At 60.6% G+C, this 11,367-nt stretch carries 10 protein-coding genes and 1 pseudogene; 5 read left to right on the top strand and 6 right to left on the bottom strand.

The window, feature by feature from the left end; all coding sequences use genetic code 11:
- Window positions 1-243: 243 nt before the first annotated feature.
- Window positions 244-1,638 carry an aminotransferase family protein gene (locus AB4K19_RS15340; protein ID WP_436398244.1) on the top strand — a complete coding sequence of 465 codons (1,395 nt, stop codon included), beginning with the start codon at window positions 244-246 and terminating at the stop codon, window positions 1,636-1,638.
- A 349-nt stretch (window positions 1,639-1,987) separates the two neighbouring features.
- On the opposite strand, the pseudogene AB4K19_RS15345 reads toward AB4K19_RS15340, so the two are convergent.
- From AB4K19_RS15345 to AB4K19_RS15365, 5 genes and pseudogenes are all read right to left on the bottom strand, one after another.
- Window positions 1,988-2,383, bottom strand: a pseudogene (locus AB4K19_RS15345) (fumarylacetoacetate hydrolase family protein); the annotation flags it as partial.
- 68 nt (window positions 2,384-2,451) lie between these two features.
- Window positions 2,452-2,841 (bottom strand): rhodanese-like domain-containing protein, encoded by a 390-nt coding sequence (locus tag AB4K19_RS15350; protein ID WP_375229169.1) that lies wholly within the window; start codon window positions 2,839-2,841, stop codon window positions 2,452-2,454.
- Between the two features lie 33 nt (window positions 2,842-2,874).
- Window positions 2,875-3,339: a CoA-binding protein gene (locus tag AB4K19_RS15355; RefSeq protein WP_375229170.1), complete on the bottom strand. Its 465-nt coding sequence runs from the start codon at window positions 3,337-3,339 to the stop codon at window positions 2,875-2,877.
- Between the two features lie 3 nt (window positions 3,340-3,342).
- A complete protein-coding gene (locus AB4K19_RS15360; RefSeq protein ID WP_375229171.1) occupies window positions 3,343-3,747 on the bottom strand; it encodes a 2Fe-2S iron-sulfur cluster-binding protein in 405 nt (134 codons plus the stop codon).
- Window positions 3,744-5,102, bottom strand: a complete 1,359-nt coding sequence (locus AB4K19_RS15365) for a selenium-binding family protein (protein WP_436398246.1) — start codon at window positions 5,100-5,102, stop codon at window positions 3,744-3,746. The genes AB4K19_RS15360 and AB4K19_RS15365 overlap by 4 nt, the downstream gene beginning before the upstream one ends.
- A gap of 69 nt (window positions 5,103-5,171) precedes the next feature.
- Here AB4K19_RS15365 and AB4K19_RS15370 point away from each other — a divergent pair, with 69 nt between their 5' ends.
- A complete protein-coding gene (locus AB4K19_RS15370; RefSeq protein WP_436398247.1) occupies window positions 5,172-5,939 on the top strand; it encodes an IclR family transcriptional regulator in 768 nt (255 codons plus the stop codon).
- A 421-nt stretch (window positions 5,940-6,360) separates the two neighbouring features.
- On the opposite strand, the gene AB4K19_RS15375 is transcribed toward AB4K19_RS15370, so the two are convergent.
- Complete coding sequence (locus AB4K19_RS15375) at window positions 6,361-6,720, bottom strand: nuclear transport factor 2 family protein (RefSeq protein ID WP_375229174.1); 360 nt, start codon at window positions 6,718-6,720, stop codon at window positions 6,361-6,363.
- 258 nt (window positions 6,721-6,978) lie between these two features.
- Here AB4K19_RS15375 and AB4K19_RS15380 point away from each other — a divergent pair, with 258 nt between their 5' ends.
- The 3 genes from AB4K19_RS15380 (at window position 6,979) to pta (ending at window position 11,364) form a co-directional block, all read left to right on the top strand.
- Window positions 6,979-8,463 carry a PLP-dependent aminotransferase family protein gene (locus tag AB4K19_RS15380; protein ID WP_436398249.1) on the top strand — a complete coding sequence of 495 codons (1,485 nt, stop codon included), beginning with the start codon at window positions 6,979-6,981 and terminating at the stop codon, window positions 8,461-8,463.
- Window positions 8,464-8,546: 83 nt separating this feature from the next.
- Window positions 8,547-10,325 (top strand): sulfoacetaldehyde acetyltransferase, encoded by a 1,779-nt coding sequence (xsc, locus tag AB4K19_RS15385; protein WP_436398250.1) that lies wholly within the window; start codon window positions 8,547-8,549, stop codon window positions 10,323-10,325.
- 40 nt (window positions 10,326-10,365) lie between these two features.
- Entirely contained in the window at window positions 10,366-11,364 is a 999-nt protein-coding gene (pta, locus tag AB4K19_RS15390; RefSeq protein WP_375229175.1) for a phosphate acetyltransferase, read from the top strand.
- Window positions 11,365-11,367: the final 3 nt, after the last annotated feature.

Here is an 11,367-nt window from a genome sequence, read left to right on the forward strand (position 1 = left end):
CCCCTCGCGTCAATCACGAATGCGCGGGCCGCCGCACCACCTGAAAAACCGGCAAATCAGCGGATAACCGTTAATTTACGGGACCCTGCGGGAAACGGGGCTTGCCCACCCCGCATTTCTGGCCTTATCTTTGCGGCACTTCTGGCCCTACTTGCTGTGCCTGAAAAACAGTCATCTCAGCCAAATCCGGATAGAATGCGATCCGATTTCACCTGATTCTATGTTAACAGAAAGGCCTGACCCATGGACGGCAATTTCAACGAGAACGACATCAGCCGCGTCGTCGAAGCGGACCGCGCGAACGTCTGGCACCACCTGATCCAGCACCAGCCCTTTTTCACCGGCGCTGATCCCAAGATCATCATCGAAGGCAAAGGCCTGCGCGTCTGGGACCAGAAAGGCGTAGAGCACATCGACGCGGTCTCCGGCGGCGTCTGGACAGTCAACGTAGGCTACGGCCGCGAAAGCATGGGCGATGCCGTGCGCGACGCGATCGTGAAAATGAACTTCTTCGGCGGCACCGTCGGCACTGTGCCCGGCGCACTCTTTGCCGAACGCCTGATCGAAAAGATGCCGGGCCTCGACCGCGTTTATTATGCCAACTCCGGCTCAGAAGCGAACGAGAAGGCCTTCAAGATCGTGCGCCAGATCGCACACAAACGCTACGGCGGCAAAAAGTACAAAATCCTCTACCGCGACCGCGATTATCACGGCTCGACCATCGCTTCGATGTCCGCCGGCGGCCAGGACGAGCGCAATGCGCAATACGGTCCGTTCACGCCTGGTTTCGTGCGCGTGCCGCACTGCCTGGAATACCGCAAGCACGAGCAGGAAGGCGCGCCTGAGCAGAACTACGGCGAATGGGCAGCCAACCAGATCGAAGAGGTCATCCTGCGCGAAGGTCCCGACACCGTGGGCGCGCTCTGCCTGGAGCCCGTGACCGCGGGCGGCGGCGTGATCGAAGCACCCGAAGGCTACTGGCCCCGTGTCGCCGAGATCTGCAAAAAGTACGACATCCTGCTGCACATCGACGAGGTTGTCTGCGGCGTGGGCCGGACCGGCACATGGTTCGGCTACCAGCACTACGGCATCAAGCCTGACCTCGTGACCATGGCCAAAGGCGTGGCCTCCGGCTATGCGGCGATCTCCGTGCTTGCGACCACCAACGAAGTCTTTGACATGTTCAAGGACGACAGCAGCGATCCGATGAACTACTTCCGCGACATCTCCACCTTTGGTGGCTGCACCGCGGGCCCGGCGGCAGCGCTGGAAAACATGCGGATCATCGAAGACGAGAACCTGCTCGAAAACACCACAGCCATGGGCGACTATATGCTCGACCAGCTGCGCGCCCTGCAGGACAAACACGCCGTGATCGGCGAGGTCCGCGGCAAGGGTCTCTTCCTCGGCGCCGAGCTCGTCGCAGACCGGGAGACCAAAGAGCCGCTGGCCGAGGCACAGGTTCAGGCCGTCGTCAAAGACTGTATGAGCCAGGCCGTCATCATTGGCGCCACCAACCGGTCGCTGCCGGGCCGCAACAACACCCTGTGCTTCTCGCCCGCGCTGATCGCCACCAAAGACGACATCAACCAGATCGTCGAAGCCGTCGACGGCGCAATGACCCGCGTCTTCGGCTGATACACTATATATAGTGCCAAAAGGCCCCGGTTCCCGCCGGGGCCTTTTTTGCGTTTGTGCGGATGTCCGGGATGCGGGACGAAACACCCTTGTGCAACTGCGGCTGTTGCTGACGCAGAAAACGGTCACAGGTGCGGCACAGACAAAACGGCACCATCGCGAAACTCCCAGGAGTGGTCATTCGCCAGCCGATGATTTTTCGGGCGGCGAGCCTCCCGTTTCGCCAGCCTCGGTCGAAGGGCCTGAAGATGGACACGGCGGTGCTGAGAATTCTTTTGCGGTTCCTTTACACCGGTCCATCGATAAGATGGACCGCAGGCTATGCGATTGCCGGCCTGACCAAAGATCGCTACTCGCCAAGTCCAGAGATACCAAGCGAAACAGTTTCACCACCCTTAAGAAACTGCGGTGGCTTTTGCCCCATGCCGACGCCCGGAGGCGTTCCGGTCGAAATCACGTCGCCTGGTTGCAGGCTCATGAACTGGCTGCAGTAGGAGATAAGATACGGCACCTTGAAGATGAGTGTGGCGGTCGAACCTGACTGCATCCGGTCGCCATCAACGTCGAGCCACATGTCCAGATTGTCGACATCCGCGACTTCGTCGGGCGTAACAAGCCACGGCCCGGTCGGGCCGAAAGTATCGCATCCCTTGCCCTTATCCCAAGTGCCGGCACGGTTGAGTTGGAAGTCGCGCTCGGACACGTCGTTGATGACGCAAAAACCCGCGACGTGGCCCATGGCGTCAGGACGGCGATGCCATCCGTGTCGGAGCGTACCAGAAGGGTGTTGTTTTCCGCTGCTCCGTCCATCATTTATTCCATCTCTCCACCAGCTTTTTTCCACGCGGCAACACCGCCCGACAGGTTCACCACCGGCGACAACCCCATCTCCATCGCCACGACAGCCGCCAGCGCAGAGCGCCCGCCGGAGGCGCAGTAGAAGACATATGTCTTGTCCTGATTGAACTCCGGCTTGTGTGCCGGGCTTTCGGGGTCGATGTGAAATTCCATCATCCCGCGCGAGGATGCGACGGCGCCGGGAATTGTGCCCGTCCTGGCCTGTTCGGTACCGTCGCGCAGATCGACAAAGACATGATCGGGAGAACCTGACAGAGCAACCGCCTCCTCGGCGCTGATGGCGGGCACCTGCGCCATGGCCTCTTTCACGATGTCCCTGGCGTTTTTGGTGATGTTTTGCGGCATGAACGAAATCCTTTTGCAGAATGCAGGCAGCCGTCAGATCGCGAGATCGAGGCGCGGTTTCCAGAAGGGGCGGAAGAGTTCGATCTTGGGGCAGCGGTTCATGACAACCTTCAGCCCGGCGTTTTCGGCCAGCTTCGCTGCACGATCATCGTATACGCCGATCTGTCCCCAGAGCACCTTTGCCCCGATGGCAATCGCCTGTTCAGTGATGGCGTAAAGCTCTTCCTTGGGCCGGAAGACCTCGACCATGTCCACAGGGCGGTCGATTTCCTCCAGCGAATGGTAAACGGGTATGCCCCGAATCTCCCTGAGATTGCGGTTCGGGTTAACCGGGATCATGTCATAGCCGGTTTCGTGCAAGACCCGCAGCACACCGTAGCTGAACTTGGTCTTGTCCGCGCTCGCCCCCACCATGGCAATGGACTTGACCGACTTCAGGATGTCGGCGAGGTATTTCGGATCATAGTCATAGAGGTCGTCGAGCGCTTCAACGGGCATGGTTCAGGCCTCCTTCTCGGTGTGCTCAGCGGCTTCGCTGTGTGAGGGCGGTGTGGTCGCGATATCCGCTTTCAACTCATGCGGCTCGAGCGGATCAAGGAACGGGTTACGGTAGAGTTTGTCGTGGCTTTCGACGCCAATTTCGAGCGTGATGTCGGTGACAGGCCGCGCGACGCAGAGCAGGACATAACCCTGATTGATCTGGCGGTTGTTCAGCGCCACCTGCCGCCGCTGATCCACCTCGCCGGCGGTCAGCTTTGCCGCGCAAGTGATGCAGCCGCCATATTTGCAGCCATATGGCAGATCGACCCCCTGCTCACGCAAGCTGTCCAACAGCGGACGCCGGGCGTCGACCTGATAGGCTGCGCCGTCGCGGTTGGCGAGCGTGATGGAGCGCGTCGCGGTCACAGCCAGATGTCGCTGGTGCAATCGCCACCTGGGTAACGGGTTTCGTGGCAGCGGCTTGGCCCGTTGGGCTCCTTGCCGAAATCGACAATGAAATCCGGGTTGATCGACATGCCACCGTTTTCGACATCGCAATCGATCATCACCATGACCCCGCCTTTTTCGCGGATTTCGGGGTAAAACTGGTTATCCCAGGTCGAAAACAGTGACGTGGTCACGTAAAGACGCTTTCCGTCGAGCGATAGCTGGAACATCTGGGGGCCGCCCGCGACTTTGACACCGTTGACTTCGGGCGCCTTGCCCAGCAGCCCGCCCATCCAGACCTGGCCGGTCAGTTTCGGATTGTGCGGATCGCTGATGTCGTACTGGCGCATGTCGCCATGGAGCCAGTTGTTGAGATACAGGTACTTGTCGTCCATCGACACAAGGATCGCGCTCATCACGCCGGGCACCGGAATCGGCCACTCGGGATGCGGCTCGTTTTCCACGTCGATGATCTTCTCCCATTCCCATTTTCCCGCCTCGGACTTCCAGAAATGGATGACGTTGGCGGACAGGGCCGCGCCGCAGAACCCGTGCGTGCTGTCGGGGTCGTGGTGGAACTTCACCTCCAGCGGGATCAGACCGTCTTCGCCCAGATACATGCTTTCGACAGGCTTCTTCGCCACGAAATCCCAGAAATGCAGGCGGCGGCCGTATTTCAGATGCCCCACCTCCTCCAGATCGAAGCCAGGCATGAAGGTATTCGGCGCGGCCCATTCCGAACTGACCATCACGTTGTGCCGCGGCTGGTACCAGAAATCGTAGCTGAAGGGGATGTCGCCCATCGTCTCTTCCCAACGGCCGACGATCTCGAAATCTTTATTGAGGTGCAGATAGCCCCCGGGCGCCTCGCCTTTGGCATCGCCCAGAAACGAAATGATGATCTCACTGCCCAGGCAATGCACCGTATGCGGGCCGCTCAGATCGGCTTTCGATTTGATCTCGGCCCCGTCGATGGTCTTGTGCAGACGCGGCGCGCGCGGGTCGGTGGCGGTGTCCACCACATGGATATTGTTGGACCGCACACCTGGCACCAGCAGGTATTTCCGCGCCATCGAACTGTCGTCATGACACGACGAACAGGCGTTCCAGCCCATGTGGTGCAATTCATCCCCGATCCCCGGCATTTCCAGCCGGTGGATCACCTGGGAATAGGTCGGGCTGTCGGGATCCGCATCGACGGTGGCAAGATAATCCGGTTTCTGGATGCCGGTGCCGGTATAGATGGCAATGGTATAAAGCAGCTTTTCACGAGGGGCCTTTATGGCCTCTGCAGGGCTCGCGTAGCCCGGGCCGCAACATGCGCCGTCCATCATCACCTTCCTCCCTTGCGATGCATCCTGTTTTCTCGTAATTCGATAATTGGATTCTCGCAAGGTAAAAATATGCATCTGGAAAGACTGGTCTCCATACTCGAAATCGTGGGGCAGAAGGGCGAGGCCACGGTGGCCGATATCTGCACCCATTCCGACCTGCCCAAACCGTCGGCCTACCGGCTGGTCCAGGATCTGGTTGGTGTCGGCCTTCTGGAACCCGTCGCCCGCGGGCGCTTCGCCATTGGTGTCAGGCTGAAGAACGTGACGAGCAGCGATCACTCTGATCGCGCGCTGCTGGACGTGATTGCGCCGGTGCTGAAACAGGCCGCCGCGGACGAGGGTGCCGCGTTCTTCCTGTCGCGCTTGCGCGGAAAATCGGTGGAAATCGTCCATGTTGAGACACCGGACACCGGAGTGTCCTTTCTGCACCCGGGCCTCGGCAAGCGCCCGCTGCATGCCTGCTCCTGTTCAAAGGCTGTCGCGGCCTTTTCCCCCGACCTGTTCCATATCGGCGAAATGGAAGGACGGTTGCGCGCCTATACGGAATTCACAGTCACGGACATCGACGATCTGGAAACAGAATTTGCCACCATCCGGACGCGCGGGTTTGCAGAATGCGTCGAAGAGATTGAACGGGGCATGTGCTCGGTTGCCGCCCCGCTTGCCCCAAGCGGACCGGGGGCACTGATGTCCATTGGCGCCACGGGATCCGTCCGGGTGTTCACACCAGAGTATCGCGAAAAACTTGGCCCCCGGATCACCCGGATCGCTTTCGAGTTGTCGACCAGTCTCGGATGGGCAGTAACAAACCATGCTGGAAAAGCGGAACTTTCCTGACTTCCCTTGATTTGAACGGAAAGCAATCCGACTCTGGCCTGGAAGTGAAATGGGGGGTGCGAAAATCTGGCCGGTAAAAGCACTTTTCCACCCATGAGATATCAATCGCACGGTTTAGCCGGGTTTATGCGCTCTTACCTGAACGGCGTGGACGGCAGGGGCGAACCCCTGATGCTCGACCGACAGTTTCCGGACAACGCGGCCTGATGGATGAATGTGTCAGCGACGCCACCGTCCCGCGTCTTGTTCATTGCCTGACAAAATCTCGCTGCACCCGGCTCAGATGGCCGCTATTTGCGTCGCGTTGCCGTACTCAAGATGCTGCCTGCGCAGCAGAATCTATGCTGCGTACGCGCGCAGCGAAAATATCGAATTCACAAGTTGGGCTCAAACCGGACATTCCCGCCGCCGGAACCAGTCGTCATGCGCGAGGTGGCCCGAAAAACCCGCAGATCGATGCAATCAGGCCATCGGGCCCCAGCGTTCCGAAATCCACACCTTCGGCAATCACCGCCCCGTCCGGCAGCACCAGCCGCCATGCAAAGTAAAACGCGTCGTGATGCGTGCTGATGCCGCTGGTCAGCTCGACCCGCCCACCCGGAAACTGCGCCGGGACGCTGCCGATATGTGCAACAAGGGCCGCGCGCCCCGGCACATCTGCGCCCGGGTCCTGATAGCGCCCGTCCTGGCGCCAGCATTTCTCCAGCAGCTCACGGCGCACGTCCGGGTCGTCGGCCTGCCAGGCTTTCACATAGATTTCGATCAGCGCTTCTGTCGACATTGCGGGCTCCCCCGGATTTTTCCTGCACTCTGCCACACCTGAGCTGCCGGGTATAATGCAGCAGAATATCCGTCCCACGGTGGGATTCGCAGGGCACGGGCGAAATTTCTTGCAAAAAGCTCAAAAAATGATACTCATGGTTTCAATAATAAACAAAATAGCTTTCATAACACATTGATTACAGGACACCTTTTTCGCATTTTGCCGGAAATTTAATACCAGATTGCTTCATGCGTAAGTCCAGTGTATGATCAATACATGGCGCTCCCTGTCGAAACCTTCTTTCTGCACCCTGACGCTCAGGGCACGCTGCAGTCGCAAATCCAGCAGATGATTGCGCAGGGCATCCTGTCGGGCCGGTTTCAGCGGGGCGAGAAACTGCCATCGACACGCAAACTCGCCAGCCACCTCGGCGTCAGCCGGATCACCGTGACCATCGCCTACACCGAACTGCTGGCAAATGACTATCTCTCGTCGCGCGGACGCTCGGGCTATTACGTCTCTGAGAACGCGCCCGTACCGCCCGCCTTTGCCCCCAGTCAGAGCGGCCCGGACGCCATCGACTGGACCCGCGCCATCGGTCAGAAATTCTCGGGCGGGGACATGCCCCGCAAACCGCCGAACTGGGCCAGCTACCGCTATCCGTTCATCTACGGCCAGGCCGATCCTTCCCTTTTTGACCACGCAAACTGGCGCATCTGCGCCCTCAAAGCGCTGGGGCAAAAGGATTTCACGGCGCTGACCACGGATTACTACGACCAGGACGATCCGCAGCTCATCGAATTTATCGCCCGGCACACACTGCCCCGGCGCGGGATTGCGGCCCGTCCTGAACAGATCCTGATCACCCTGGGCGCCCAGAACGCGCTCTGGCTGACGACCCAGATACTGCTGACCCAGCGCCGGCGCGCGGCGCTCGAAGACCCCTGTTATCATGCGCTTAGGGACATTCTGTCGCAGTCCCGCTGTCACGTCACACCCGTACGGGTCGACAGCGACGGCATGCCCCCTGACGCAATTCCGCCCGACACGGATGTGATCTTTACCACGCCCAGCCACCAGTGTCCGACGACCGGCACGATGCCCATGCACCGCCGCCATGATCTGCTGAAACGGGCGGCGGAAATGGACGCGCTGATTGTTGAGGATGACTACGAATTTGAGATGTCCTTTCTCAAAAGCCCGTCCCCCGCGCTAAAGAGCCTCGATACCGATGGCCGCGTGATCTATGTGGGCAGCTTCTCAAAATCGCTGTTTCCCGGGCTGCGCCTTGGATATCTGGTGGGTTCAGAACCCTTCATCCGGGAGGCCCGCGCACTGCGCGCCTCTGTGCTGCGGCACCCCCCCGGGCACGTCCAGCGCACGGCCGCCTACTTCCTGTCGCTGGGTCATCACGACGCGCTGATCCGGCGCATGGGCACCGCCCTGCACGAACGCCGCGAAGTCATGACAAAGGCCATCGCCGACCAGGGGCTGCAGATCGCCGGACAGGGCGCCAACGGCGGTTCATCGTTCTGGATGCGCGCGCCGGAGAATGTCGATACCCAGGAGCTGGCCCGCCGTCTGCAGAACCGCAGCGTCCTGATTGAACCCGGTCATTCGTTTTTCGCAGGGCCGGACCAGCCCGGCGAATTCTACCGCCTGGCCTATTCCTCCATCCCCGCCCCGCGTATTGCCGAAGGGGTTTCACTGGTCGCATCAGAAATTCAGGATATGGCCAATCTGGCCCTAGTCCGATCCTGATCTGGCCCTAACACGCCGTTTACGTAAACATTACTGTCTCACCAAACCAAGAATCGCCAACTCAGCCCTCAGGAGCACCCGCCATGAAGATGACGACCGAAGAAGCCTTTGTAAAAACACTCCAGTCGCATGGGATCGAACATGCGTTCGGGATCATCGGCTCGGCCATGATGCCCATCTCCGACATCTTCCCGGATGCCGGTATCCAGTTCTGGGACTGTGCGCACGAGGGCTCCGCCGGCATGATGTCCGACGGCTACACCCGCGCCACCGGCAAGGTGTCCATGATGATCGCCCAGAACGGCCCGGGCATCACCAACTTCGTCACCGCGGTCAAAACCGCATACTGGAACCACACACCGCTCCTGCTGGTCACCCCGCAGGCGGCGAACAAGACCATCGGTCAGGGTGGCTTCCAGGAAGTCGAGCAGATGAAACTGTTCGAAGACATGGTCGCCTATCAGGAAGAAGTGCGTGACCCGACCCGCGTGGCCGAGGTTCTGGCCCGCGTCATCGCCAAAGCCAAGCGCCTCAGCGGCCCGGCACAGATCAACATCCCGCGCGACTTCTGGACCCAGGTCGTGGACATCGAAATCCCCGAGCCGATCGAATTCGAAGCCTCCCCCGGCGGCGAAGGCTCTGTGGCCAAAGCGGCGGAAATCCTGTCCAACGCCAAGAACCCTGTCATCCTGAACGGTGCCGGTGTGGTTCTGTCCAAAGGCGGCATCGAAGCCTCCAAAGTGCTGGCCGAGCGTCTCGACGCACCGGTCTGCGTGGGCTACCAGCACAACGACGCTTTCCCGGGCAACCATCCGCTCTTCGCCGGTCCGCTGGGCTACAACGGCTCCAAGGCAGGCATGCAGCTGATCAAAGAGGCCGACGTGGTTCTCTGCCTCGGCACCCGTCTGAACCCGTTCTCCACCCTGCCCGGCTACGGCATTGAGTACTGGCCCGCAGATGCGACCATCATTCAGGTGGACATCAACCCTGATCGCATCGGCCTGACCAAGAAGGTCACCGTGGGCATCGTCGGCGACGCCGCCAAAGTGGCCAACGGCATCACCGCACAGCTGAGCGACGATGCAGGCGACGCAGGCCGCGCCGAGCGCAAGGCAAAAATCGCCCAGACCAAATCTGCATGGGCGCAGGAACTGACCTCGCTGACACACGAGCAGGACGATCCCGGCACCGACTGGAACGTACGTGCCCGTGCGGCCAAGCCTGACTGGATGTCCCCGCGTATGGCGTGGCGTGCGATCCAGTCCGCGCTGCCCGTCGAGGCGATCATCTCGTCCGACATCGGCAACAACTGCGCCATCGGCAACGCCTACCCGGCGTTTGAGGAAGGCCGCAAGTACCTGGCACCGGGCCTCTTTGGTCCCTGCGGCTACGGTCTGCCCGCCATCGTTGGTGCGAAAATCGGCCAGCCGGACGTACCGGTTGTCGGTTTCGCCGGTGACGGCGCCTTCGGCATCGCGGTGAACGAGCTGACAGCGATCGGTCGTGGCGAATGGCCGGCGATCACACAGATCGTCTTCCGCAACTACCAGTGGGGTGCGGAAAAGCGTAACTCGACACTCTGGTTTGACGACAACTTCGTCGGCACCGAGCTGGACACAGACGTGTCCTATGCCGGTATCGCGAATGCCTGTGGTCTCAAGGGTGTTGTTGCCCGCACGCAGGAAGAGCTGACCGACGCACTGAACCAGGCGATCAAGGACCAGATGGAAAACGGCGTGACCACGCTGATCGAAGCCATGATCAACCAGGAGCTGGGTGACCCGTTCCGCCGTGACGCGATGAAGAAGCCTGTCGAAGTTGCTGGCATCAGCAAAGACGACATGCGTCCTCAGACTGCCTGAGGGTGCATCCACGCACCTGCATAAAGAAAGGGTCCAGGCCATGAGCGTACTGCGCGATCTGACAGAGCGCGCCAGCGCCCGGCCTGCCCACATCGTGATGAGCGAAGGCCACGATCCCCGGATCGTGGCCGGCGCCATTGCCGCCGTAAAAGCCGGCACCGCGCGGATCACCCTGGTGGGTCCGCACAATGACGTCGCCGCGCAACTGGTTGCTGCCGGTGAGCCAAACAATCCCGCAGTTCAGATCGAGGACCCGGAAACCTCCGCGCTGTCCCCTGAATTTGCTACCGCCTTCCATGAGCTCCGCAAACACAAGGGTGTCATGCCCGAGGTTGCAGAGGCACAAGTACAGAACCCGCTGGTCTTTGCTGCGATGATGGTCCGCCAGGGCCATGCTGACGGCACCGTCGGGGGTGCTGTTGCCACCACCTCTGACACAGTGCGCGCCGCCCTGCAGGTGATCGGCAAAGCACCCGATGCGGCCCTCGTTTCCAGCTTTTTCCTTATGGCGCTGCCCGAAAACCACCCCTCCGGCCGCGACGCGATGATCTTTGGTGACTGCGGTCTGGTGATTGATCCCTCGTCCGAGGAGCTCGCCGCCATTACCGTCGCCTCTTCGGCTTCCTGCCGCCAGCTGCTGGGTGTGGAACCGGTGGCAGCATTGCTGTCCTTTTCCACAATGGGCTCGGCAAAACACGGACGCGTCACCAAAGTGACCGACGCCGTGGCTCTGCTGCGCGAAAACCACCCCGGTCTCAAAGCCGATGGCGAACTGCAGTTCGACGCCGCCTTTGTGCCGGAGGTCGCTGCGTCCAAAGCCAAAGGCTCGGATGTGGCAGGCGAGGCCAATGTGATGATTTTCCCGAACCTCGATGCGGGCAACATCGGCTACAAGATTGCCCAGCGCATCGGCGGAGCCGAGGCCATCGGCCCAGTGCTGCAGGGTCTGGCCAAACCCGCAAATGACCTCAGCCGTGGCTGCACTGCCGCGGATGTGACCAATATGATCGCCGTGACCGTCCTGCAGGTCGCGCGTTAATCC

Source organism: Roseobacter phycocola, from assembly GCF_042055075.2.
In the GTDB taxonomy this organism is placed as follows: Bacteria; Pseudomonadota; Alphaproteobacteria; order Rhodobacterales; family Rhodobacteraceae; genus Roseobacter.

Bases quoted from the DNA above. Each gene is read 5' to 3' on its own strand.
- AB4K19_RS15370 (WP_436398247.1), top strand. From the start codon at position 5,172: ATGCATCTGGAAAGACTGGTCTCCATACTCGAAATCGTGGGGCAGAAG.
- AB4K19_RS15340 (WP_436398244.1), top strand. From the start codon at position 244: ATGGACGGCAATTTCAACGAGAACGACATCAGCCGCGTCGTCGAAGCG.
- AB4K19_RS15350 (WP_375229169.1), bottom strand. From the start codon at position 2,841: ATGCCGCAAAACATCACCAAAAACGCCAGGGACATCGTGAAAGAGGCC.
- xsc (WP_436398250.1), top strand. From the start codon at position 8,547: ATGAAGATGACGACCGAAGAAGCCTTTGTAAAAACACTCCAGTCGCAT.
- pta (WP_375229175.1), top strand. From the start codon at position 10,366: ATGAGCGTACTGCGCGATCTGACAGAGCGCGCCAGCGCCCGGCCTGCC.
- AB4K19_RS15375 (WP_375229174.1), bottom strand. From the start codon at position 6,720: ATGTCGACAGAAGCGCTGATCGAAATCTATGTGAAAGCCTGGCAGGCC.
- AB4K19_RS15380 (WP_436398249.1), top strand. From the start codon at position 6,979: ATGGCGCTCCCTGTCGAAACCTTCTTTCTGCACCCTGACGCTCAGGGC.
- AB4K19_RS15355 (WP_375229170.1), bottom strand. From the start codon at position 3,339: ATGCCCGTTGAAGCGCTCGACGACCTCTATGACTATGATCCGAAATAC.
- AB4K19_RS15365 (WP_436398246.1), bottom strand. From the start codon at position 5,102: ATGATGGACGGCGCATGTTGCGGCCCGGGCTACGCGAGCCCTGCAGAG.